Genomic DNA, 24,422 nt, shown 5'->3' on the forward strand with positions numbered 1-24,422 from the left:
TACCTTTATTGAGAAGGTACGGCCGGGGTTTTTTCGTCCTGTCAATAAGCCACAATCACACCGCCGTTGTCGGCGTAGACAGTACTCAGTCCGCCGGCTTCAAAGATGACCACATCCTTAAAGTTGCATTTTTCCTCAATGGCTTTTTTGAGGTTTTCAGCGGTTTCCTGAGCGTGCACGTGGGCGATGGCCAGGATTTTTTCGCTGGCGTCAGACACCTCGTCGGCAATAATTTCTACCAGACGGGAAAAAGCCTTCTTCTTACCGCGGACTTTTTCCTTCAGGGCGATTTCGCCTTCGCCGTTGTCAGTCATGATGGGCACCACCTTCAGCACCTTGCCCAAAAGGGCCATTGTGCCGCTGATACGGCCGTTTTTAGCCAGGTTATCCAGCGAGTTGAGTATAAACATGGTGCGCATATTTGTGATAAAATCCATGAGCTTAGACACGATTTCGCTCGTGGGAAGGTTCTCTTCCAGAAAGGACTGAAGCTTCATGAAAAGCAGATCTTCCCCGGCGGCAGCGCTTTCGGAATCCAGCACGTGTACCTGGCAGTCCGGATATTTTTCCTGGGCCATGACAGCCGCCATGACGGCGCTGTTATAAGAGCCGCTGAGCTTGGATGAGATGGTGATAATATAGTTAACGCGCTCCGGATCAATGGCGTCCAGGTATTCCTGGGGCGATGGGCAGGCGGTTGATACTTTGTTCTTGCTGAGCTTCATTTTATCGACTAGCAGCATGGTCGATAAATCCTGATCCACCAGCTCCTCGTCATCAATTCTGAGCTTAAAGGGGATTCGTTCAAGTGGCAGGTCTGCGGTAAAAATTTCCGGATTAAAATCCAGGCAGCTGTCCACAATAATTTTGTTTTCCATAGCACTCCTCGAAAAGTTTAGTAATCTCTACTTTAATTATATTACCCAAATCTTTATTTTGCAATAAGAAAAACCGCCATCCGCACTTATTTCAAGGATAACGGCGCTTTTTCTTTTTTAAGCTCCAGCTTTGATAAAAGCACAGCGGCAAAGACCAGGCCGCAGCCCAGCGCCATGCGCGGCCCAAAAGGATCGTGCAGGAAAATGACGGAGACGATCAGGCCAAAAACGGACTCCAGTGAGATGAGCAGCGAGGCGTGGGTGGAGGTGGTGTACTGCTGGGCGATGTTCTGGATGAGAAAGGCCAGAGCAGTGTTAAAGACCACCAGATAGAGAATGCCAAAGGCGCTGGTGGCGCTGACGCCATCAAGGGGCGGCGCAAAAACAAGGGCGGCAAAAAGCGATAAACCACCCGCTGTCAGCATCTGGACCACCGTAAAGGACATCACATCCGTCTCCTTGACAAACAACCCTAAAAAGACGATCTGGAAGGAATAAACCACCGCGAAGATAAGAGTCAGGGCGTCGCCCAGATTCATGCTGAAGTCCGGCTTCAGGCTGATGACCGCCACGCCTGCAAAGGTGAGCAATGCCGCGGCCACATCCAGCGCCCGGGGCTTTATCCGTGTCATCATCCAGGAGACAAAGGGCACCAGCACCACATAGGATGGAATGAGGAAAGCCTGGTTGGAGGCTGTGGTATGGTCGAGGCCGATGGTCTGGAAAACCATGCCTGTAAACATAAAGCTGCCGACCACCATGCCCATGAGCACCGTGCGCTTATCAAGCCGCCGGACACGCTTTAAAAAAAGGATCAGGAGTAGAACGCCTGATCCTAAAAACCGAAAGGTCATGACCCAGAGAGGTGTGATGGTCACAAGCGCCGCCTTTGACGCGATAAAGCCCACGCCCCAGATAAGAGCGACGGTTATCAGTGCCAGGTCGGCAAGCAGGGTTTTGTTTTTAGTTTGTATATTTTTCATCTTTAGAAATAAAACTAAGCTGAAGGTGGAAGGACTCCGCCCTTACTTCAGGAATCCTTCAATAATGTGCTGTTCAGCCTCGTGCTCAGTCAGGCCGAGGGTACGGAGCTTGATGATCTGGTCGCCGGCGATTTTGCCGATGGCAGCTTCGTGGATCAGCTCGGCCTCGAGGTCGTTGGCGGTAATTTCCGGAATCGCGGAGACAACGCCTTCGTCCATGATGATGGCGTCACACTCAGAGTGGCCCGCGCATTGGTTGTTGCCGTTGATCTTGGACAGAAAAAGCTGGCGGGAGCGGTCACGGGCGACAGAACGGGAGCTTAAGGTACAGCTGGAGCCCGCGCCGTCCATATCCACCTCAAAGGCGGTTTCGGCGTACTGGTCACCGTGTGTCATGAGCTTTTCCTTGATGACAAGCTTGGCGCCCTCGCCCAGCTTGGCCGCGGATTTACGCTTGGTGGAGTCCACGCCCTTAATCTGGGTGGTATTCATTTCCATATAGCTGCCGGCTTCCTGCTCGATGTAGGTTTCCGGGTTGATGACCCGCTTGCCGGTGCCTTCGCCAACACCGATGTGTTTTTCGATGTACAGCACCTTTGAGCCCGGCTTCAGAAAGAAGCGGTGGATGCCGTTGTGCTCGGAGCCGTCACAGCCGTCGGTGGATACCCCGCAGCCTGCCACGATGGTCACGTCAGCGTCCTCACCGATATAGAAATCATTGTAAACCAGGTCGTGCACACCGCTGCAGGTCACCAGGGCAGGGATAAAAACCTTGTCGTTTTTGGTGCCTGGCTGCACGATGATGTCAATGCCGGAGCCGTCCTCCTTGCTCACAATCTGGATATTATCCGTGGAGTTTCGGCCAGCGCACTGGCTGTCCTCGCGGATATTAAAAGCAACGCCCTCAGGCTTGCCGTCAATGTCGGCAACGTCCTTCAGCAGCTCTCTTGCGACGTCATTCATTGGTATTTCGTTCATATTATTCCTCCATTCTGGGACAGAAATCCACTTTGTCTGTACCGTTTAAAAGTCTTGGCAGGATGTCTTCTCTGGCCCCCTGGCTGATGATCTTGCCGTTTGCCAGCACGATGATCTCATCGGCAATGTTTAAGATACGCTCCTGATGGGAGATAATCATGATAGAGCCGTTAATTTTTTCATACATTTTCTGGAAAACAGCGATCAGGTTTTTGAAGCTCCAGAGGTCAATGCCGGCTTCTGGCTCGTCAAAGATGGACAGCTTGGTGCCGCGGGCAAGGATGGTCGCGATTTCGATACGCTTGATCTCACCGCCGGACAGGCTGTCGTTGAGCTCGCGGTCGATATAGTCTCTGGCGCAGAGGCCCACTTCGGATAAATACTGGCAGGCTTCCACCTGGTTAAGCGGTGAGCCGGCAGCCAGCGAGATAAGGTCGTGGACGGTAATCCCCTTGAAGCGGACAGGCTGCTGGAAGGCAAAGCTGATACCCAGCTTGGCGCGTTCAGTGATGTCGAGACCTGTGATGTCCTGGCCGTCGAACAGGATCTGCCCCGACGTCGGGGTGAGAATACCGGAGATAATCCGGGCAAGGGTGGATTTACCCCCGCCGTTGGGGCCGGTAATGACAACGAATTTACCAGAGTCAATCTTGAGACTGACATCTTTGAGGATGCCCTTTTTTTCATCCTCCACTTCAAAGCAGATATTTTTTAATTCTAGCATTTATTACTCCTTCACAGACCGCTCTAACAGCGAACGGTCAAACTCATGATAATTTGAAATCACCGCGTTCACGCCAGGCACCTGCATGAAATAATCATGACGCTCCGGCGCCGCGATGGCAATAATATGGCCGATACCGGCCGCATGGGCAGACTGGATACCGGAAAGGCCGTCCTCCACCACAATGCACGCCTCAGGACAGACACCCAGCTTTTCAGCCGCCAGACGGTAAATATCCGGGGAGGGCTTTCCCGGAAAGGTGTGGTTGTCAAAAACGGTGGTGTCAAAATCGAACCATTTGCCAAGGGCAAAGGTTTTAAAAAAGAACGCCATGTTGGCAAGCTCTGAGCTGCTGGCAATGGTGTGGGGGATCTGCGAGGCGCAGATCCAGTCAAGAAGCTCCGGGGCGCCGCTTACCAGATGGAGGTTTTCTGTATCCTCCAGGCAAAGCTCCCGGTAAAGCGCTTCTTTATCATCACCAAAGGCGGTGATTTCCTCTGCTGTCAGCTCCCGGTCCTTTAAAATGGCCGGAATGATGGTGGCGTTGGTCTGACCGTAAAAGCCGTGCATTTCCTCAGGCGTAATGTGCCGCCCGCACTGCTCCAGCGTAAAACGGTCAAAAGCCGCGTCATGCTTGTCCGAGTCGAAAAACAGTGTGCCGTTGAAGTCAAAAATGATGGCCTTAAATGTCTTTTGCATGTGTAACCTTTCTGCTTACTGTTATTATATTAAATGATTCTTAAAATAGAATTATAATTTTTTATATTTACAGAGGACAGTCCTGATCCAGGGACTTGTGGGTAAAGCTGCGTTTTCCGTCCGCAAAGTCGCCCACAATATCCCCGTGTCCGATGAGCTTGTATTTATAGCTCAGCAGGCCGTCAAGGCCCACCGGGCCTCTGGCGTGCAGCTTGGAGGTGCTGATGCCTACCTCCGCCCCGAAGCCGTAGCGGAAGCCGTCGGCAAAGCGGCTGGAGCAGTTGACGTAGACGCCCGCGGAATCCACCAGGGTGGTGAATTTCTTCGCGTGAGCCTCATCCTCCGTCACGATGACATCGGTGTGGCCGGAGCCATAGGTGTTGATATGGTCAATGGCGTCCTCCAGGCTGTCGACAACCTTAATGGAAAGGATATAGTCCAGGTATTCGGTGGACCAGTCGTCATCAGTGGCGGGCTCGACGTCGATCACGGCGCACACCCGGTCGTCGCCCTTCAGGTGTACCTGCTTTTGGTCCATTCCGGCTTTCAGTCTGGGTAAAAACTCCCCGGCGATGTCCTTGTGCACCAGCAGGGTTTCGATGGTGTTGCAGGCCGAAACGTATTGGGTTTTAGCGTCCACCGCGATGCTTACCGCCTTGTCCGGATCGGCGGAGGCGTCGACATAGGCGTGGCAGATTCCGTCGGAGTGGCCCATGACTGGAATATTGGAGTGGTCCATGATGTATTTCACAAAGCTGTTGGACCCGCGCGGGATGATAAGGTCGATATACTCGTCCAGGGCCAGCATGGCATTGACGTCCTCGCGGCTCTCAAGATTCTGAATCCAGCCGTCCGGAATGCCAACAGAGGCAGTGGCCTCCGAAATGACCTTGCACAGCAGGCGGTTGGTCTCGAGGGCTTCACGTCCGCCCTTTAAGAGCACCGCGTTGCCGCTTTTCAGGCACAGGGTGGAGATTTGGACAAAAGCGTCGGGGCGGGATTCAAAGATGATGCCAATCACACCGATGGGGCAGGTTATCTTGTAAAGTTCCAGGCCCGTGTCCAGCTCGGTCGCCATGCGGGTAGCGCCCAGGGGGTCCTCAAGCTCGATGAGGCTGTGGATGCCGTCGATCACGTCGTCAATTTTATGATCGTCAAAGGTCAGGCGGCCCAGCAGCGGCGCTGCCAGGTTTTCGGCTGCGCTGCGCTCATAATCGGCCTGGTTGGCGGCGATCAGCGCCGCACGGTTTTTTTCCAGCGCGTCTGCAATGGCCGTAAGGGCCGCACTGCGCGTCTGTGTATCCGTGGCGGACAGCTGAATGCCCGCCTTTTTAGCTGTTTTTCCTCGTTCTAACATAGTGGTGGTCATGGTTAACTCCCTTCTTAAATGAATGGAGAATTGAAAATGGAGAATGGAGAATTATCGGAACAAAATGCCGCGCATTTTGAATGAAATGGCGGCCGCAGGCCGCTGTCTCAATCGCTTTTTCGACAGAAAAAGTGTTCATCAATTCTCAATTCTCAATTCTGCATTCTCCATTGTACTGATACTACTTATGATAGGTCTCATTTTTTATGATCTTAAACGCCCGGTAAACCTGTTCCAGCAGCATGACGCGGAACAGCTGGTGGGGGAAGGTCATCTTTGAAAAGGACAAATCCCAGTGGGCGCGGGCCTCAATCTCCGGCGCCAGGCCCAGGGAGCCGCCGATAACAAAGGTCAGGCTGCTCTTGCCCTGGAGTCCGTAATGCTCGATCTTTTTCGCGAAATCTGGTGAGGTCAGCTGCCGGCCGGTGATCTTAAGCGCGGCGATGATTTCATTGTCCTTTAAATACCGGGCGATCCGTTCGCCCTCCAGCGCCACCGCCCGGGCCTTTTCGGCGTCGCTGAAGCGCTCCTCAATTTTTTCGTCCTTTACCTCGATGATCTCAAGCCTGCAGTAGGCACCCAGCCGTTTGCTGTACTCATCAATGGCCATCCTCAGGTATTTTTCCTTGATTTTGCCCACTGTAATGATTTTAATATTCATCCTTATATAACAGGCTCCTTAAAAACTGTACATTGTCAGCAGACTGACAATGATGATGATCACCAGGATCAGGGCGCCGATCCGGTAGCTGTTTTTAATGTTGCTCTGGTGGCTCTGTTTCGGCGGCTTTTGTTTTGTTTTTTTCGTGGGATTATTTTTATTATTCGCCATCCTTCTGCTCACTTTCTGCTGCGGCTCTGGCAGCTTCTTCTTTCTGCTTGCGGATGCGCTCAGCATACTCTGCGCGCATTTCAGCGATGATCCGATCCTGTTCCTCTTTTTCGGCCTGTTCCTTTGCCAGGTCGGCAGCGTACAGGTCCTCCAGCACCTGCGGAAGTTTGGGTTCTTCGCCCTCGGCCAGTGTGGTGCCCATGTGGGAGAGATAAATCCGGCGGTCTGTAGAGGGGCCGTTGAACTCAACCATATAGATGCTCTGGTGCAGGCCCAGGATCAGCTCGCCGCTTTCCACCATCACCTGCTCCGACATTCCCACAAGAGAAGCCTTGACATTGGAGGTGGTCCAGCCTGTAAACTGCATGCCGTTATACTTGGGCAGGAACCGATTGATTTTATTCAGAAAATCCTTGTCAATATTGAAGTCATCATTGATGGTAATGGTCACCGCGCAGGTGCGCTCGGGAATCTGGATATGGACAAACCCGTCCTTCAGACGCACCTCACGGATGTATTCCCGCACCTGTTCCGTGATATCCGCTAAACCTTCCGGGGCAGATACGCCCGCTTCAATTATTTTCATGCTTTTCTCCTAAATTTTTTAAAATTTTTAAAAAATATGCTTGCAAAATATCTATGACTATATTACAATAACTGTTGTTGGTTTGCAAATCAAAAATATAAAAATATCGGGGTGTGGCTCAGTTTGGTAGAGCGCATGGTTCGGGACCATGAGGCCGGAGGTTCAAATCCTCTCACTCCGACCATTTAAAGCAGATGATCAGTCATATAGGAATATGGCTGTTTTTTATTTTTTGAAAAGTTTAAGGAAATGTGGTATAATATAAAAAGAAACAGGGACACCGGCAACGGCCAGCCCCAATGATTCATTAGATTTGACCGTTAGTGCTCGTGGAAAAGGCTAACGGTCGTTCTTGTTTATGCAGCCTACGATAAACGCGATAAGCGCCAGAATCAGAATTAACTGGTTACTGTCCATAAGCAGCACCCCATTTCCGGGGCAAGATTAACCATGCCAGTGCCACAAGAGCCGAGTGCTCCTGTCTGGCTAGTGTAGCATAGTTCTTCTTTAAATACAATTTGTTGTTAACGTCTTTGAATTATATGATTTTTTAGAGCAGTCTACCAGTCAAAGTGACAGGCTGTTTTTTTATTTTTTGAGCCCTGACAGAAAAACAGCCTCTGCTGTGAAGCAGAGGCTGCCAGATTATCAGGCCAAGGTGTCTTTATATTCGGGATGCTTGTCGTATTCGGCCTTTGCAAAGGGACATCTGGGAATCAGCTTCCAGTGGTTCTGGCGCGCGGCTTCAACGGTCTGCCGCACCAGCTCTTTCGCGATGCCCAGGCCATTGTAGCTGTTGTCAACGCCCACATGGGTGATGATAAAGGTGCTGTCCGTGGTGGGCTCAAGGTTCAGCTCGCCAACTTCGTAATTCTCCGGCGTCTGGACAAAGAAGCGGTTGGGCTCGCTCTTATAGCGCAGGCTTTTTGCCTTATGGTTTCGGCCGCACAGCTGCACAAAGTAGTCCTCAATAAATTTTGAGGCAACGGCGCCGTCAGAGGCTGCAGTGATGATCTGGCGCAGCGGCTTGGTGCGCACATCGCCAACTGCGTAGACGCCCTCCACATTTGTCTGGGTGGTTTCATCGGCGATGATGTACCCTGCTTCGTCGATGTCCACAATGCCCTCGAACAGGTCAGTGTTTGGCCGGCGGCCAATGGCGATAAACAGGCCGTCGCAGTCCAGCTGTGAAACAGCGCCGGTCTCGGTATTCTCAAGCTTAATACCGGTTAAAACATCGCCATAGATGGGTTCGACTACCTGACTGTTCCAGATAAATTCAATGTTTTCAGTCTCGTCCAGCGGCGCCAGGTAGGTTTTAGTAGCGTTCAGCCGGTTGCGGCGGTGAATGAGGTAAACTTTTTTGCAGATTTTGGACAGGTACAGGGCATCGGCCACCGCGGAGTTGCCGCCACCCACCACAGCGACCACCTTATTTTTAAAGAAGAGGCCGTCACAGGTAGCGCAATAAGCGACGCCACGCCCCCGCAGTTCCTCTTCATGGGGGAGGTTCAGGCTTCTCGGGGCAGCGCCGGTGGCAATGATCAGGGCCTTGCATTCATATTCGGCGCTGTTTGTCTTAATGCGCTTTGGCTGACCAGTGGCCTCAATGCTGATGACCTCGCCGTACTCAGAGACCACGCCAAAGCGTTCGGCGCCCAGCTTCATGCGCTCACTCAGCTCATGGCCGTCAATTCCTTCATTAAATCCGGGATAGTTATCGACCTGGCTGGTGGTGGCCATCTGGCCGCCTGGCCACATCTTTTCTAAAATCATGGTTTTCAGGTTCGCCCGGGCGCAGTATAGCGCAGCCGTATAGCCTGCAGGTCCGCCGCCCAGCACAATAACATCAAAGATCTTCATTTGTAGTGCCCCCTAGCACAGTGGCCGTCTTTTGACCACGGGATTAAAACGAATACATCAGGTGGTTTAAACACCATTGATTATTTTTTTCTATTGTACCATACATACCCTCTGGGTGCAAAAACAAATCATTCTGGATACACTATTGACTTTTTCGCCTTAAGCTGGTAAAATAGGAACACAATATGTAATTTTTAAAGTTACAGAAAAATGTAACTTCCAAAAGGAGACAAGTAATGGAAAATAATAAATTTGACGTGATTATACTAGGCGGGGGTCCAGGAGGGTATACAGCGGCATTATACTGCGCACGCGCAGGCCTTTCTACAATGGTACTTGAAAAAATGTGGCCGGGCGGCCAGATGGCTACCACCAGCCGGGTAGACAATTACCCGGGCTTTGAGGAGGGCGTAGATGGCATTGAACTCAGCGGAAAGATGCAGCAGAGCGCTGAACGCTTCGGTGTTGTAACACAAATAGGCGAGGTGTTATCCATTGATTTGGAAAGCCAGCCTAAGGTAATCCGGACAGGCAAGGGAGATCTGGAAGCCAAGGCTGTCATTCTGGCCACGGGCGCGGCGCCAAGAACCCTTGGTATTCCCGGGGAGGATGAACTGCGCGGCAGAGGGATGGCTTATTGCGCTACCTGTGACGGCATGTTTTACCGCAACCGGACGGTTGTTGTGGTGGGCGGCGGAAACTCCGCGGTGGCCGATGCTTTGTTTTTAGCTAAAATCTGTAAAAAGGTTTATATTGTGCATCGAAGAGATACCCTCAGGGCCTCAAAAACTTACATGAAGACTTTGGAAAAAACTGAAAACATCGAATTTGTCTGGGATTCTAGGGTGGTCGAGGTACTCCATGACGACCTGGTAACCGGCGTTAAGGTTGAAAATGTTAAAACCGGCGATGTAACCGAGCTGTCCTGCGAAGGCGTATTTGTAGCGGTCGGCCGGACACCGAACACAGATATGTTCAAGGGTGTTCTGGACCTCGACGGGCAGGGCTACCTGATCGCGGACGAGACGACAAGAACCAATATCCCGGGTGTCTTTGCTGTCGGGGATGTCCGCACCAAGCCGCTTCGTCAGATTGTCACGGCCACGGCGGACGGCGCGGTGGCGTCTAAATATGCCGAGGAATACCTGGCAGAGCTCTGCGCCGGTGAATAAGCAGGCTGCTTGACGCGGGTCATCGGCGGTGTTTTATCAAACGGCCAGAGGGTATATAATCTTCAACTGAATTGTGAAAGAAGGCTATAATATGATTAAATATAAAGATGGTGACAACCGTATCTACGCTGTGACTGAAGACGGAACAGAGGTTGGACAAATTGAATTTGTGCCGACCGGAGAGAGCATGTTTATTATCTCACATACAGAAGTGGCAGAAGACATGGGCGGCCTGGGCATTGGAAAGGTGCTGGTCGAAAAGGCGGTACAAAAGGCAAGGGATGAAGACAAAAAAATCATTCCGCTGTGTCCCTTTGCGCGGGCAGAATTTGACAAACACCCTGAATACCGTGAGTTAGAAGCCAACGCATAAAAAGCACCATCCCGGTTTGATCTCTATTAAACCGGGATTTCTTTGTTTGATTTAAGCTTTTTTCAGGTTTAAAACTTAACAGAAGTTGGACTCGTCTTCAATATGCATTCAGGTTGATTTGTGGTATAATAACCAATAAAATTTGAATAATCAAGGTGTAAAAATGAACTTAGATATTTTAAAAAATACATTTACAAGCAACGAACTGCTGACCGGCGATTTTGGTCTGGAACGGGAAGGTCTGCGGGTTACGGAGACAGGAAAGCTCGCTATGACACCGCACCCGGCAATTTTTGGCAACAAGCTGAAAAACCCTTACATCACAACCGATTTTTCAGAAAGCCAGGTGGAGGTCGTTACACCAGCCTATGACACAGTGCCTAAGACCTACGCGGTGCTTGAAGGGCTTTGCGATATTGTCAACAATGAAATCGGGGACGAGTATTTTTGGCCTCAGTCCATGCCCTGCGATATCCCAGAGGATGAGCGTATCCCCATAGCCGTTTATGAGGGAGAAGAGGACGCCGAGGCTGCGATGGCCTACCGGAAAGGGCTGATTGAGCGTTACGGCGGAAAAAAACAACTGATTTCCGGCATTCATTTTAATTTTTCCTTTACGGAACGCTTTATTGATAAGCTGCATGACGCAGTTGCACCTGAGAAACCGCGCAAAGATTTTAAGGATGGCGTGTACCTCAAGCTGGTCCGGAATTATCTGCGCTACCGGTGGATGGTCATCTATCTTTTAGGCTGCAGCTCAGCCCTGCATAAAAGCTATGGTCCCGAATGTGTGAGGCAGATGGAGGCTGTGGGCGATGACGCCTATGTTTTAAAAACGGGTACTTCCTTTAGAAATTCAGTCTATGGCTATAAAAATAAAATATTTCTTTTTCCAAGCTATCGTACGGTTAAAGAATACACTGAGGATGTTCAAAGCTTTGTGGATAAAGGTTTGATCTCGGCTCCAAAAGAGCTTTACGCCCAGATACGCATGAAGGCAAAGGGTGTGGACAATATTCTGGAATCTCTGGAAGAGGACGGCATTAAGTATCTTGAAATCCGGACGGTCGACCTGAATGTCTTTGATAAATGCGGTATTGCTGAAAAGGATCTGGTGTTTCTTCATCAGTTTATGCTTTACCTGCTGGTTGAGGAAGAATCAGACTATGCAGACTGGCAGAAGGAAGGCCTTGAAAATGAAGAGAAGGTCGCAGCTTTTGGTCTGGATCCTGATCTTATGATCGGTCAGAATGGCAAAGAGGTCTCCATGAAACGCTGGGCCCTTGATATCCTCGAAAAAATGCAGAAGATGGACATTGAGCTGGAGCTCGGAAACAGCGGTGTGCTGAAGGTGATGATCGACCGGGTTATCCATCCCGAGCATACCTATGCCTTCCGGATGGCTGAAATGGTAAAAAAAGAAGGCTATTTAAAAGGGATGATGCGTCTGGCGAAGGCTTATAAAAAAGAAAGCTACGACACCCGGTATCTTTTAAAGGGCTTTGATAACTATGAGCTCTCTACCCAGATTCTCATCAAGGAAGCCATCACCCGGGGTGTGCCGGTTGAGGAGATCGACCCCCAGGATAACTTTATCGGCCTTGGCAAAGGAGATAAAAAAACCTATGTCAAGCAGGCGACCAAGACAGAGCTGGACAATTATATTACAGTCCTCGTTATGGAAAACAAGGTGGTTACCAAAAAAATCATGGCACAGCGGGGTATCCCGGTACCAGCCGGAGAGGAATTCTCAAGCTATGATGAAGCGGCACGGCGCATAGGGCCCTATGTCGGGAAAAGGGTAGTCATCAAGCCAAAATCCACAAATTATGGGCTGGGAATCTGTATTTTTGACCAGGGAGGCAGCGAGAAAGACCTTCTTGAGGCGGTTGAAATTGCCTTTGAATACGACAAGACCGTCATCATCGAGGAATTTATACCGGGGCAGGAATACCGGTTCCTGGTAATCGGCGGGGAGGTGGTCGCTGTACTGAAGCGTGTTCCGGCCAATGTGACGGGCGACGGCATCCACACCATCACTCAGCTGGTCGATGAAAAAAACAGGCACCCCTTCAGAGGCTACGGCTACACCGCACCCCTTAAAAAGATTGAGCTGGACGAACAGACCGAGCTTTATCTAAAACAGCAGGAGCTGAAATTCGGCGATGTGCTGCCCGATGGAAAAACCGTCTATCTGCGGGGCAACTCGAACATCAGCACTGGCGGCGACAGCATTGACATGACTGACGAAATGCCGGACTTCTTTAAACGCGTTGCCGTGGAGGCGGCAGCATCGGTGAAGGCTGTGTTCTGCGGTGTGGATATCATCATTGAAGACTACCGGGACGAAAAATCACCCTTTGGCATCATTGAACTGAATTTTAACCCGAGTACAGATATGCACGCTTACCCTTACCAGGGGACGGAACGGCGTACTGGTGAGTTTATTCTGCGCGCGCTTGGACTCATTGAAAATTAAATCATTCGGCTAATTTTTATAAGGATAAGGAGACAACAGAAGTGGGAATTATTTACGAGAAAAAGCAGAAAATCAACGGCTACGAATGCACCTATAACTACCAGCTGCAGCCCACAGCCGCGCTGAACTATTTTCAGCAGACCAGCCAGGAGCAGAGCGAACAGCTCGGCGTGGGGCCGGAGGTTCTGGATGAAATGGGGCTGGCCTGGTTTCTGGTAAAATACAAGCTGCAGTTTCATGAGTACCCGAAGTTTAACGATGAGGTCATGGTGGAGACCGAGGCCATCGCCTTTGATAAATTCGCCGCCCACCGCCGTTTTGCCATCAAATCGCTGGACGGCAGGATGATGGTGGAGGGCGATACGGAATGGATGCTGCAAAACCGCAGGGAAAACCGTCTGGAGCGGATGAGCAATGTGCCGGAGCTGGACGTTTATGAAAGCGGCCATGAAAACCATTTTAAACTCAAGCGGGTCGCTAAGGTGGAGGAATGGACCGAGTCCAAAAATTTCCAGGTCCGCTACCTGGACATTGATTTTAACAGCCACGTCAACCATGTCAAATACCTGGCGTGGGCGCTGGAGACGCTGCCCCTGGAAAAGGTAAAGGCAGGCGAAATAGAAACCGCGAAGATTATCTACAAAAACCAGGGCTTCTACGGCGACATGATCACCGTGAAATCTGCTGAGATTGATGAAAACACCTACCGGATGGACATCGAAAACCAGGAGGGAATCCTCCTCTGCCAGATTGAAATGACCATGAGGATAAGGGAGGACTGAGCATGAAATTTGAGAAAACAGCGCTGGTGCTGGAGGGCGGTGGCTTCCGAGGCATTTATTCCTCCGGCGTATTGGATTATTTTATGGAAAAATCACTGGAATTCCCGTACATTATCGGTGTTTCCATGGGCGCTATCAACGGCGCGAACTATATATCTGAGCAGCCCGGCCGCAGCTTTGCCATCGCAGAAACCTTTATGCCGGACAAACGGTATATGGGGATGGGGAACCTGCTGAAGGAGGGTAATTTTTTCAGCCGCAGCTTCGCCTATAATGAGCTGCCGAGACGCTATAATATTTTTGATATGAAGACCTATTACAGCGCTGACGTTACCTTCTACCTGACCGCCACCGACTGCGAGACCGGGGAGGCCCGCTATTTTGAGAAGATGGAGGGCGATGTGGCAGAGCTTATTGCCGCGTCCACCTCGCTGCCGTTCATGAGCCAGATGGTGGAAATCGACGGGAAGCCCTACATGGATGGGGGGATCGCTGATTCTGTCCCGGTCCAGCGGGCCCTTTCAGACGGCAATGAGAAGGCTGTTCTGGTATTAACCCGTGAAAAGGGCTACCGCAAGGAGCCCTATGGCCACGAACGGATGGTGCGCTCCTATTACCGGAAGCACCCGGCCTTTGCTGAGGGCATTCTAAACCGCCACCTGTTCTACAATGAAACCATGGATTTGATTGATGCGCTGGAGGCCGAGGGGAAAATTTATGTGCTGCGTCCAGAGAACCCCATTGAGACAAAGGTGATCGACCGCAACCCTGAGGGTGTCCAGAAAAGCTATAGAATTGGCTATGACCAGGCAAAGGCGGAGTGGGATGCGCTCATGGCCTATCTGGAAAAATAAGAAAACGCAGATTGAACCCTGCAAAAGGCAGCGCCAGAACACACTCTGGCGCTGCCTTTTTTTGACATTTCGGGCGTTTTGACAGTAGACGGGCCGCTGTTTTTCCAATATAATTGTAAGTAATAAACAGGGGAGGGCAACATCATGGAAATGCATGATTTTTATATTGGGAAGGCCTTTGACGCCTACGATTATTTTGGCGCGCACCGTTGTGAGAAGAACGGACGTGAGGGCTTTGTTTTCAGAGTATACGCGCCGGGGGCAGAGGCGGTAACGCTGATCGGGGAGTTTAACGGCTGGCAGGATACACCCATGGAGCCCTTTGGCACAGGAGGGGTCTATGAGTGCTTTGTGGAAAACGCCAGAGCCGGCATGCTCTACAAATACCGGATTCACCAGACGGACGGGCGTGTGCTCGACCGGGCAGACCCTTATGGCTACGCCATGGAGCTGAGACCAAATTCCGCGTCGGTTTTAGTAGACCTGGACTATGCTTTTAAAGACGCGGCATGGCTTCAAAGAAGAGCGGAACGCCCGCATTATAACGAGCCGATGAGCATTTATGAGATGCATTTTGGCTCCTGGCGGCGCAAGGCGGAGGAGGGTCCGGCGGGCTGGTACAGCTATGAGGCGCTGTGCGGCCAGCTTCTTGACTATGTGCAGAAGCATGGCTTTACCCATGTGGAATTCCTGCCGCTGACCGAGTATCCCGCTGACGAGTCCTGGGGATACCAGGTGTCAGGCTTTTACAGCGCGACCTCCCGCTACGGCGCGCCGGCAGAGCTGCAGTACCTCATTGATACCTTTCATCAGGCGGGTATCGGAGTGATCCTGGATTTCGTCCCGGTGCATTTTGCCACCAACGATTATGCCTTAACGCAGTTTGATGGCTCTGCGCTGTATGAGTATCCGGATGCAGATACAGGCTACAGTGAGTGGGGCTCTTATAATTTTAATTTTTACCGGGGAGAGGTGCGGAGCTTTCTTCAGTCGGCGGCAGCCTTCTGGATCGAGAAATATCATTTTGACGGCCTGCGGATGGACGCCATCAGCAATGCCTTGTACTGGCAGGGTGACGCCGCCCGCGGAGCCAATGAGGGGGCGGTTGAGTTCATCCAGGGCATGAATGAGGGCCTGGCAGAGCGCTATCCCGGCGTGCTGCGCATGGCGGAGGATTCCACCAATTTTTTAAAGGTAACAGCCCCGGTGAAATACGGCGGGCTGGGCTTTGACTACAAGTGGGACATGGGGTGGATGAACGATACCCTGAATTTTATGAAGATTCATCCAGATGACCGCAAAGACCATATGGGCAGGCTGGCCTTTTCCATGCACTATTTCTACAATGAACTCTATATGCTGCCATTCTCCCACGATGAGGTGGTACATGGGAAAGGCACCATTCTGGACAAAATGAACGGCAGCTATGAAGAAAAATTTGAGCAGGCACGCCTGCTGTATCTCTATATGTTTACCCACCCTGGCAAAAAGCTGAACTTTATGGGGAATGAGCTGGGACACTTCAGAGAGTGGGACGAGGCCCGCGAGTTGGACTGGGACCTGCTTAAGTACCCTGCTCATCAGGAATTCTTTGACTACTTTTCAGCCTTAAACCAGTTTTACAAGAGGTGCCCGGCACTCTATGAAAATGACTACCACAGCGGTTGTTTTTCCTTTGTTCCGGTTAAAACAAAAGGAACGGCTGTGTTGGCTTACCGGCGCGCCGCTGGTGGACAGGAGCTGCTGACAGTACTCAATTTTGCCGCGAAGCCCATTGAGGAGCTGGTCCTTGAGCTGACAGACCGCGTAAAAATTAAAAAAATTTTTAACACTGGCAATAATAGTAAAAGAAGCGCCTATGAGTTAAAAACACAGAAGGGCAGTTTGATGACTAAACCACATCACATTGAAAAAGTAAAAAAAACAAAAAGCGCAGATGTAAAGCCAGGAGCGGAGCATTCATATCCGTTGAAAATGGCACTGGAAGGCTTTGAGGGAATCGTTTTTGAGATTATAAAATAGAAAATAGCCAACAGGGGGAATAACCACTTCTGTTGGCTGTTTTTTTAGTTTGATAAAATAATAAACTATTATGTAATATAATAAAATCGTTGACAAAAAATAGAATATCCTGTATGATGAGATATAAGCAGTCAAATAATTGAGAAATGATTATATTTTAACAAGAGGGTCGATGTGAAATACAGATTTTGGAGTGTGGAAAAGAAAGCAGTCTCCGAGCAGGGACAGGATGAAGCTCAGGACAATCGCTTTGTAAAACTTGTCAACAGCATTATCCGCTTTGCGGTACAGAAAAAAGCCTCGGATATTCATTTTGAGATGCTCAACCCGGAAAAAATGCGGGTGCGTATCCGTATTGACGGCGAGCTGGTCACAACCATGGAGGTTGCCAGAAAGGATTATTTTGGTATGATCAGCCGGATAAAGATTTTATCCGGGCTCGATATTTCAGAGAAACGAAGGCCGCAGGATGGGAGCTTCTGCTTTGAAACCGAGGGCAGGAAGATCGACCTGCGTGTGTCGGTGGTACCGACTGTTTACAGCGAGAAAGTGGTGCTTCGGGTTCTGGACGCCCAGACATTTCTGATTCCAGTGAAGGAACTTGGCCTTTCCTTTGAAAATGAGCAGAGAGTAAGGGGAATGCTCAATCAGGCTAACGGACTGATACTCGTGACCGGTCCGACAGGGTGTGGAAAAACGACGACACTCTACAGTCTTTTAAAAGAGAAAAATACCCAGGCCCTCAACATTATCACGATTGAGGACCCGGTCGAATTTCATCTGGAGGGCATTAACCAGATACCAGTGAATGAGCGGGTTGGCCTCGGGTTCAGCGAAGGGCTGCGGGCCATTTTGAGGCAGGACCCCAATGTGATCATGGTCGGTGAAATCCGGGACGAGGAGACTGCGGCTACCGCTGTGCGCGCGGCCATTACCGGCCATCTGGTGTTGTCGACCCTCCACACCAACGATGCGCTGTCAACGGTTACCCGGCTGCTGGATATGGGCGCAGCAGACTATCTGCTGTCCACGGCTCTGCGGGGCATTATCGCCCAGCGGCTTTTGAGAAAGCTGTGTCCGCACTGCAAGAGTGCCTATACGATAACTGAGGCGGAGCGCGGGCTCTTTGCCTTTGAAAAAGAACAGGTGCTGTACCGCGCGGCTGGCTGTGAAAAATGCCGGCACACCGGCTATCTGGGGAGAAAGGGAATTTTCGAGGTGCTGTGTCTTAACCAGAGCCTGAGAGAGGCCATTCATTCCGGCGCTTCCTATGAGCAGTTCCACAGTCTTGCGCGGGGGAACGGGCTGGTTCAGTTTTCACAGCTTGTCCGAAATGAAATTTTAAACGGTGTCACCGATGTGACAGAAGGGCTGAGGGTGATGAGTTATGGAAATGATGAAACCAGCATGGCTTAAAGCAGTGGCGTTTAAATCAGGACGCGCGCGGATGCTCGGACTTTTCTGCAGACAGATGGCGATTACGCTTTCGGCAGGGGTTTCGATCATCGACGCTCTGGAGCTGTCCGGAAAGGAGCATAAAAACAGAGGCTTTGGAGAAGCAGTCCTGCAGGTTAAGACACTGGTGAAGCAGGGCAACAGCTTCTCCGAAGCGCTGCGTCCGTTTCCAGAGATGTTTCCGGAGCTTATGGTCCAGATGGTGCGCTCGGGTGAAATGAGCGGCTGTATGGATCTGGTCATGGAAAATCTGGGGATTTACTATGAAGGGCAGGCTGACTTGAGGAGCAGAATCGTCCAGGCCCTGTTCTATCCATCGCTGGTAACGGTGGTAGCTGCAGGGGTGGTGATGTACCTTATGGCAGGCGTTCTGCCGGCCTTTGTGAAAATATTTGAAAGCATGGAGGCAGAGCTGCCGCTGACCACCGAGATACTTATGGGGGTCAGTACAGCGCTGATGTCCGGCGGTGGCTGGATACTGCTGGCAGTTTTACTGCTGCTGGCAGCGGGCCTGGTCGCGGTCAGACAGGAGACTGGTGCGCTGGCAAGAGATCGCTTTTTGCTGGGGCTTCCATGGGTCGGGGAGTTTATGCGGCTGATGGAGGGCGTGCGTTTTGCGGATGCTATGGCCATTATGGTAAGCAGCGGTATTGATATGATCAGTGCGTTGGAAATCGCCGGTAAAATTTTGGGAAACCGTGTCATGCGCCGTAGAATAAACGCAGTGCGGGAAGCGGTAAGGCGTGGGGCGGCTTTGTCTGACAGCCTGGCAGAGGCAGGAATCTTTGACCGGCGCTTTGTCCAGATGATCCGCATTGGCGAGAGCTCGGGAACCATGGAGCAGGTGCTCATAAAGGTTTCGGTCTATTATAACGACGAGATCAATCGGAAAATAAGGAAAATGACCGCACTGCTGGAACCAGTGGTACTGCTTGTGGTTGGCGGACTGGTGTTTTTTATAATGGCGTCGGTTATGCAGCCGGTATTTGAAATCTATTCGGGCTATTCCGAGTTAGTATGAGTAAAGGGGAAAAATGAAAAAACTAAAGAGACAGATCGCGGAAAAATATGGCTTCACCCTCATTGAACTGATCATTGTGCTGGCGATACTGGGAATGCTGGCAGCGCTGGCCATTCCGCAGTTTACGAAGGTACTGGATAATTCAGGCCTGAAAACAGACCAGGCAAACCTGGCGGTGGTCCAAACTGCTCTGGAGGTCTATAAGGCGGATAACAATGGAAACCTGCCCACGCTGGCAGGTGGAGGGAGCGACAGCTTCGACCAGCTGGTCACAGCATTGAAGGAGGCCGGATACCTGAAAACAGACAAAATCGAAGAACAGTCTGGCGGCAGCTTCACCTATGAAAACGGTGAGGTCGAGTTTACACCAGCAGCAACGCCTTCTGCCAGTCAGTAAAATAAAATGGCGCATCAACGAGGACACACCCTGATCGAGCTGATCATCACTCTGTCCATTCTGGGCTTTGCTCTGGCGGTGACCGCAGGACTGGGATATTCAGTGACAGAGGGAAACGCGAAGCGGGCTGCCGGGGCAGAATATGAGCAGGTGCTCGACGCGGTCTTAAAAAGCCGTGACGCAGCCATGATGTCCGGCGATCCATACGGCACGTCGGTAAAACTTTATAAAGACCGGGTGGATACGATAGCGTTTGATCCGGACAGGCGTGAGATGGTGGTTACACAGTCTGTACGCCTCATGCAGTGCCGGATTACCTGGAATCTGGTCCAGAACGAGATTGTTTTCAGCGGGTCGGGCGTGGTTAACCGCGGCGGCACAGTCACCTTTTACCGCAATGGCCGGCCAGAGAAGTACCTGATTATACAGCCAGTCACAGGGAGGATTTATTTAAGTGATAAAAATGTCTGATACGCGCGGCTTCAGCCTGATTGAGGCAGTGGTAGCCATTGCAGTGCTCGGGGTGGGAATTGTGTCTGTTTTTACCATTTACCACACAGTGATCATCGGGCAAAGGGTTTCCGAGGGGATACTGGAGCAGAGCCTTAATATCAATGGAATTGTAAACGAAATACGCACCGGGATTCCTGCCGGGAAGACAGAACAGGCCTTTGAGCAGGAAATCGCAGCGATTGTCAGAAAACATCCGGGCTGGCAGGTTGAAGTGCACCCCTCCACCCGCGTTTCAGGGCTTTATGAGTTACAGCTGAGCTATGAGGCGGCCGGCAGAAAGAAAAAGGTTTTTTATGCGAAAGTGGTTTACCCGTAGCAGGGAGGGTTATACGCTGGTCGAAGTGCTGACAGGGCTCTTTATTATGTCGATGGTGCTGGTGCTGCTTGTCACCTCGCTTCAATTCGGAGGGGAGGTAACTGGAAAAATCACAGGCAAAATGATCCGCGGCCAGGAGAGCAGACGGGCCTGCCTGTTTTTGCAGAAACAGCTCTCAAAATCCAGGGAAATTTTTGTGAAGGATGGCAGGGTGTATCTGCAGGATATGGAAAACCCGGAGTATTATAATTTTTATACCATTGAGGCATCTGGAACGGTCTACCGGAACAAGGTGGACAAAGTGAAGCTGGAACCCATCAGGGCGGGCGGAAAAAGTCAGCTGATCCACAATGCTGTCCGTTTCGAGCTTAAGCTCGAGGAAAAAAACGCAGTGCGGCTAATCATAGAATTTATTAAGGAAGAACCGGCAGTGGATGTCCGGCTTTATTATCCGAATGAGGTGTTGTTGAGATGAATCATAAAGGCTACGCGCTCCCCCTTGTACTCATCGTTCTGGCGCTGTTGTTTACTGTTGCGGCGGCGCTGCTGGGGCAGATGCGGAATCAGCTGGAGGCCAATCAGGATTACCGTGATTATCAGATCTGTATCCTGGTGGTGGAGAATGCCTTTGCCGAAGCGGAGGCTGAGCTCAACGCGGATTTTGACTATACAGGAACAGGCGGCTGGAGGAATGAAGATAACGGCGGACGCTACAATATTGAGGTGGCCCCGTTATCAGGACAGGAACGGTCGGTGAGGGTAACCGCCCAGGTCAAGACCTATAAAAAGGTCTTTCAGGGAAAAGGAACCATCGACAAAAACACCCAAAAGCTCAGCAGCATGAGCTATTATATGGAGAAATAGTGCTGGATACACTGCGCAAAATCATCTATAATAGAGGTAACACGTATCCGTGAATCTAAAATGATTTAGAGGGAAGAAAAATGCTAAGTAAAAACCAGTTTGTTACCTGTATTCCGTTAGTATCGGATAATGAAGAGGACCTGTACCGCGAAATTGACGAGGCGCTGACCCAGAAGCCAGATTATCTGGAATGGCGCCGTGATTATTTTCTGGAAGATGATTATGAACAGGAGCGGAGGATTTTAAGAAGAATCCGGAACCTGGGTGTAAGCCTTATCTATACCTTCCGAGATGTGAAGGAAGGCGGATTCCGGCATGTTTTAAATGAGGACCGCTGGAAGCACATCGCCAATGCGGCCAAATCCAACGCGGTCACCTATATTGACGTTGAGCTCAACAGCAGCGAGGAATATTTTGAAGCGGTTAAGCAGGTGGTAAAGTCCGCGCAGAACAAGCTGATGGTTTCCTATCATGATTTTGACAAAACCGGCTCCTATGATGAAATCATTTCTATTCTGGACAAAATGGAGGAAAAAGGGGCGGACGCCTTTAAGTTGGCCCTGTACGCAAGGGATAAAGTCGATTTTAAGACCGCTTCAGCGGCCGGCGGCACCTACAGCCTGAAAACAGACAAGCCCATGATTATGATCTCCATGGGCGAGGAGGGACGCCTGTCCAGAATCCTGCCGGAAGTGATGGGGGGCTGCCTGACCTTTGCCTCAGGCGTCAAGGCTACCGCGCCGGGACAGGTTACACTGAAAGACATCTTGAAATTGCGGAAGACCCTTGGCGTATAAGATGGAAAAGAAAAACATTGCGCTGATCGGTTATATGGGAACCGGCAAGACCACCATTGGTAAACGTCTGGCCAGGAGACTGGGCCTGTCCTTTGTGGATACCGACGCCTATATTGAAAAGCAGCAGGGAAAAAGCATCTCCCGGATATTTGAGCAGGAGGGAGAGCCAGCCTTCAGAAGGATGGAGGAGAGCGTGCTGGCGGCTCTGGCGGAAGAAGAGAACCTCTTGATTTCGACTGGTGGCGGGATTGTCTTGAGTGAACAGAACCGGAAGCTGCTAAAAGAGCGGACCTTCCTGGTAACCCTGACCGCGTCGCCGGGAGCGATCTACAGCCGGGTGCGGGGAAATACGGACCGTCCGCTGCTTCAGGAGGCAGATCCCTACCAGAAGATTGTGGATATGCTGGAAGCCAGAAAGCCCTACTATGAGATCGGCGACATCATTATCCCAACGGATGAATTATCAGAGAAAATTTGTATTGAACGGATTGTAGAGGCGTATCAAAAAAGTTGAAATTTATTTTGAAATTTATTTGAATTTTAATTTAGAGTATGCTATTATATTAAGCGTACTCGCTGTGCGGGTATTCTTTGTAATAGCATGCTTTATAAGCCGAAGTGATGGAATTGGCATAAGCAGAGAACCCAAATCTGTGATTTGGTGTGAATCGCTTAGTCGGGGACATTGCAGAAGCCGCTATTGAAGATAAAATTCAACTTTTATTTTATAAGCCGAAGTGATGGAATTGGCAGACGTGCTGGACTCAAAATCCAGTGGTAGCAATACCGTGCGGGTTCGACCCCCGCCTTCGGCACCACTTTGTCTATGACTTACAGATCTGTGATTTATTGCGGGTCTGTTTTTTTATGGCCTGCCTTTACTGTGTTTTGGGATGGACCGCCTAGGTGCTGTAAGAACGATTGCACTTTTTTACCTGAGATGATATACTTTGAAGGAGAAGAGGGGATAAAGAATGAATATTAAGGTTGATTTAAATTTAAAACAGACACAAAAATTAGTAATGACAACCGAAATGAAGCAGGCGATCGAGATATTGCAGCTGACTTCCATGGAGCTAAACAACCTTATTGATAAGGAGCTTCTGGAAAACCCCATGCTGGAATTTAACGATAGTCCGATGGAATCCATGGAGGTTGTCAAAGACGATGCGGCTAAAAAAGAGGAAAGCAAGGACCAGATTGAGTGGGACGACTATTTCCAGAATATGCAGTCCACAGAATTCAGAAATACGCCATCATCCACCTATGATCCCGACGATGAGTTTAATTTTGAGAAGTTTTCCTATTATGAGACCACACTCAACGAGTATCTGCTGCTTCAGTTTCATGTGCTTTCTGAAGATTTGACAGAAACAGAGAACCTGATCGGGGAATATCTGATCGACTGCATTGACGATAACGGCTATCTGCTCATTGATATGGACTATATCTGCGACATTCTGGGCGTAACACAGGATGTGGTCGAAAAGCTCATCGGAATTATACAACAATTTGATCCCGCCGGGGTCGGCGCCAGGGACATCAAGGAATGTCTGCTGATCCAGCTGCGTCAGGAGGGCTACGACGAGGAGGAATATGAAAATCTTGTCAATAATTATCTGACCGATCTGGCCGAAAACCAGTTTAAGCGGGTCAGCCAGGAAACGGGCATTTCCACCTCGGAACTGGCAGAGTTCAAAGAGCTGATAAAAACGCTGGAACCCAAGCCAGGACGGCAGTTTACCAATTTTGACGGTGTGAAGTACATTATTCCGGACGGCAGCATTGAGTGGATTGACAATGAGCTGGTGGTTCAGATTAATGATATTTCAGCCCCGCGCCTTCAGATTAACTCCTTTTACCAGGGAATGCTGAAGACACGGAATGAAAATGAAGATACCAAGAAATATATTGAGAAAAAGCTGGATTCAGCGGCTTTTCTCATTAAAAGCATCGAGCAGCGCCGGGATACGATCCGCAAGGTCATTGAGGCCATTGCCCACTACCAGGAAAATTTCTTCAGGGAAGGGGTAGAGGATCTTAAGCCGCTGACGCTTAAGGCCATTGCGGACATGATCGAAGTGCACGAATCCACGGTCAGCCGTGCCATCCGTGGAAAATATGTCCAGACGCCAAAGGGGACTTTCTCGCTGAAGTTCTTTTTTAAACGGGGATTCTCCCAGGGAGCGGACGATGTATCATCAGAGGCCATCAAGCAGAAAATACAGGCCTTTGTGGACGCTGAAGATAAGCGTAAGCCGCTGAGCGACCAGAAAATTGTTGAAATGCTCAAGGAGCAGGGGGTTGATGTGGCCCGCAGGACCATTGCCAAATACCGGGAAGCACTAAACATACTTCCATCTTCGAAGCGAAAGCAGTTTCGATAAAGACATCATAAACCGGTTGTAGAGGATACAGCCGGTTTTTTTATGTTTAGCATTTAACAATGTAAAAAAAGAATGTTT

Annotated in this window: 26 protein-coding genes and 2 tRNA genes; 18 read left to right on the forward strand and 10 right to left on the reverse strand. The window is 50.3% G+C overall.

The window, feature by feature from the left end:
• Positions 1-41 precede the first annotated feature (41 nt).
• The 9 genes from FYJ53_RS09815 to FYJ53_RS09855 form a co-directional block, all read right to left on the reverse strand.
• Entirely contained in the window at positions 42-878 is an 837-nt protein-coding gene (locus FYJ53_RS09815; protein WP_013378968.1) for a DegV family protein, read from the reverse strand.
• 86 nt (positions 879-964) lie between these two features.
• Positions 965-1,861: a DMT family transporter gene (locus FYJ53_RS09820; RefSeq protein WP_148427708.1), complete on the reverse strand. Its 897-nt coding sequence runs from the start codon at positions 1,859-1,861 to the stop codon at positions 965-967.
• A gap of 42 nt (positions 1,862-1,903) precedes the next feature.
• Complete coding sequence (locus tag FYJ53_RS09825; RefSeq protein WP_041690029.1) at positions 1,904-2,824, reverse strand: SufD family Fe-S cluster assembly protein; 921 nt, start codon at positions 2,822-2,824, stop codon at positions 1,904-1,906.
• A gap of 16 nt (positions 2,825-2,840) precedes the next feature.
• Positions 2,841-3,563 (reverse strand): ABC transporter ATP-binding protein, encoded by a 723-nt coding sequence (locus FYJ53_RS09830; RefSeq protein WP_013378971.1) that lies wholly within the window; start codon positions 3,561-3,563, stop codon positions 2,841-2,843.
• A 3-nt stretch (positions 3,564-3,566) separates the two neighbouring features.
• The gene (locus FYJ53_RS09835) at positions 3,567-4,262 is read right to left on the reverse strand and encodes an HAD family phosphatase (RefSeq protein ID WP_013378972.1); all 696 of its coding nucleotides are present in this window, start codon (positions 4,260-4,262) and stop codon (positions 3,567-3,569) included.
• Positions 4,263-4,329: 67 nt separating this feature from the next.
• Entirely contained in the window at positions 4,330-5,631 is a 1,302-nt protein-coding gene (locus tag FYJ53_RS09840; protein WP_227929795.1) for a glutamate-5-semialdehyde dehydrogenase, read from the reverse strand.
• A 181-nt stretch (positions 5,632-5,812) separates the two neighbouring features.
• Positions 5,813-6,292 carry a 23S rRNA (pseudouridine(1915)-N(3))-methyltransferase RlmH gene (rlmH, locus tag FYJ53_RS09845; RefSeq protein ID WP_013378975.1) on the reverse strand — a complete coding sequence of 160 codons (480 nt, stop codon included), beginning with the start codon at positions 6,290-6,292 and terminating at the stop codon, positions 5,813-5,815.
• A gap of 18 nt (positions 6,293-6,310) precedes the next feature.
• The gene (locus tag FYJ53_RS09850) at positions 6,311-6,463 is read right to left on the reverse strand and encodes a hypothetical protein (RefSeq protein WP_013378976.1); all 153 of its coding nucleotides are present in this window, start codon (positions 6,461-6,463) and stop codon (positions 6,311-6,313) included.
• A complete protein-coding gene (locus tag FYJ53_RS09855) occupies positions 6,453-7,049 on the reverse strand; it encodes a secondary thiamine-phosphate synthase enzyme YjbQ (protein WP_148427706.1) in 597 nt (198 codons plus the stop codon). The genes FYJ53_RS09850 and FYJ53_RS09855 overlap by 11 nt, the downstream gene beginning before the upstream one ends.
• A gap of 107 nt (positions 7,050-7,156) precedes the next feature.
• On the opposite strand from FYJ53_RS09855, the gene FYJ53_RS09860 reads away from it, so the two are divergent.
• A tRNA-Pro gene (locus tag FYJ53_RS09860) sits at positions 7,157-7,233 on the forward strand.
• Positions 7,234-7,697: 464 nt separating this feature from the next.
• Here FYJ53_RS09860 and trxB (FYJ53_RS09865) read toward each other — a convergent pair.
• Complete coding sequence (gene trxB, locus FYJ53_RS09865) at positions 7,698-8,912, reverse strand: thioredoxin-disulfide reductase (protein WP_154557289.1); 1,215 nt, start codon at positions 8,910-8,912, stop codon at positions 7,698-7,700.
• A 236-nt stretch (positions 8,913-9,148) separates the two neighbouring features.
• Between trxB (FYJ53_RS09865) and trxB (FYJ53_RS09870) the strand changes: the two genes are divergently transcribed.
• The 17 genes from trxB (FYJ53_RS09870) to rpoN all read left to right on the forward strand — a co-directional run bounded on the left by trxB (FYJ53_RS09870) (position 9,149) and on the right by rpoN (position 24,344).
• Positions 9,149-10,084, forward strand: coding sequence for a thioredoxin-disulfide reductase (gene trxB / locus FYJ53_RS09870; RefSeq protein ID WP_013378980.1), 936 nt, complete (start codon positions 9,149-9,151; stop codon positions 10,082-10,084).
• Positions 10,085-10,175: 91 nt separating this feature from the next.
• Entirely contained in the window at positions 10,176-10,457 is a 282-nt protein-coding gene (locus FYJ53_RS09875) for a GNAT family N-acetyltransferase (RefSeq protein WP_154557290.1), read from the forward strand.
• A gap of 163 nt (positions 10,458-10,620) precedes the next feature.
• Positions 10,621-12,936, forward strand: a complete 2,316-nt coding sequence (gene gshAB / locus FYJ53_RS09880) for a bifunctional glutamate--cysteine ligase GshA/glutathione synthetase GshB (protein ID WP_148427700.1) — start codon at positions 10,621-10,623, stop codon at positions 12,934-12,936.
• A gap of 41 nt (positions 12,937-12,977) precedes the next feature.
• Positions 12,978-13,718 (forward strand): acyl-ACP thioesterase domain-containing protein, encoded by a 741-nt coding sequence (locus tag FYJ53_RS09885; RefSeq protein ID WP_154557291.1) that lies wholly within the window; start codon positions 12,978-12,980, stop codon positions 13,716-13,718.
• Positions 13,719-13,720: 2 nt separating this feature from the next.
• Complete coding sequence (locus FYJ53_RS09890; protein WP_013378984.1) at positions 13,721-14,572, forward strand: patatin family protein; 852 nt, start codon at positions 13,721-13,723, stop codon at positions 14,570-14,572.
• Between the two features lie 144 nt (positions 14,573-14,716).
• On the forward strand, positions 14,717-16,594 hold the full coding sequence (glgB, locus tag FYJ53_RS09895; RefSeq protein WP_148427696.1) for a 1,4-alpha-glucan branching protein GlgB: 1,878 nt from the start codon (positions 14,717-14,719) through the stop codon (positions 16,592-16,594).
• 174 nt (positions 16,595-16,768) lie between these two features.
• On the forward strand, positions 16,769-18,010 hold the full coding sequence (locus FYJ53_RS09900) for a GspE/PulE family protein (protein ID WP_148427694.1): 1,242 nt from the start codon (positions 16,769-16,771) through the stop codon (positions 18,008-18,010).
• Positions 17,988-19,070, forward strand: coding sequence for a type II secretion system F family protein (locus FYJ53_RS09905; protein WP_187367893.1), 1,083 nt, complete (start codon positions 17,988-17,990; stop codon positions 19,068-19,070). Before FYJ53_RS09900 ends, FYJ53_RS09905 begins: the two co-directional genes overlap by 23 nt.
• A gap of 13 nt (positions 19,071-19,083) precedes the next feature.
• Complete coding sequence (locus FYJ53_RS09910) at positions 19,084-19,467, forward strand: competence type IV pilus major pilin ComGC (RefSeq protein WP_090410744.1); 384 nt, start codon at positions 19,084-19,086, stop codon at positions 19,465-19,467.
• Between the two features lie 6 nt (positions 19,468-19,473).
• A complete protein-coding gene (locus tag FYJ53_RS09915) occupies positions 19,474-19,938 on the forward strand; it encodes a Tfp pilus assembly protein FimT/FimU (protein ID WP_148427690.1) in 465 nt (154 codons plus the stop codon).
• Positions 19,931-20,296, forward strand: coding sequence for a type II secretion system protein J (locus FYJ53_RS09920; protein ID WP_090410746.1), 366 nt, complete (start codon positions 19,931-19,933; stop codon positions 20,294-20,296). Before FYJ53_RS09915 ends, FYJ53_RS09920 begins: the two co-directional genes overlap by 8 nt.
• A complete protein-coding gene (locus FYJ53_RS09925; protein ID WP_180492732.1) occupies positions 20,274-20,771 on the forward strand; it encodes a type II secretion system protein J in 498 nt (165 codons plus the stop codon). The genes FYJ53_RS09920 and FYJ53_RS09925 overlap by 23 nt, the downstream gene beginning before the upstream one ends.
• Positions 20,768-21,160, forward strand: a complete 393-nt coding sequence (locus tag FYJ53_RS09930; RefSeq protein ID WP_090410748.1) for a hypothetical protein — start codon at positions 20,768-20,770, stop codon at positions 21,158-21,160. The genes FYJ53_RS09925 and FYJ53_RS09930 overlap by 4 nt, the downstream gene beginning before the upstream one ends.
• 80 nt (positions 21,161-21,240) lie before the next feature.
• Positions 21,241-21,957, forward strand: coding sequence for a type I 3-dehydroquinate dehydratase (aroD, locus tag FYJ53_RS09935; protein ID WP_148427685.1), 717 nt, complete (start codon positions 21,241-21,243; stop codon positions 21,955-21,957).
• Position 21,958: 1 nt separating this feature from the next.
• A complete protein-coding gene (locus FYJ53_RS09940) occupies positions 21,959-22,471 on the forward strand; it encodes a shikimate kinase (protein WP_090410750.1) in 513 nt (170 codons plus the stop codon).
• 217 nt (positions 22,472-22,688) lie between these two features.
• Positions 22,689-22,775, forward strand: a tRNA-Leu gene (locus FYJ53_RS09945).
• A gap of 156 nt (positions 22,776-22,931) precedes the next feature.
• Positions 22,932-24,344 (forward strand): RNA polymerase factor sigma-54, encoded by a 1,413-nt coding sequence (gene rpoN, locus FYJ53_RS09950; RefSeq protein ID WP_090410751.1) that lies wholly within the window; start codon positions 22,932-22,934, stop codon positions 24,342-24,344.
• Positions 24,345-24,422: the final 78 nt, after the last annotated feature.

The sequence above is a fragment of the Eubacterium sp. BL-380-WT-2B genome (assembly GCF_009696115.1).
GTDB classification, from domain to species: Bacteria; Bacillota; Clostridia; order Eubacteriales; family Eubacteriaceae; genus Eubacterium; species Eubacterium callanderi.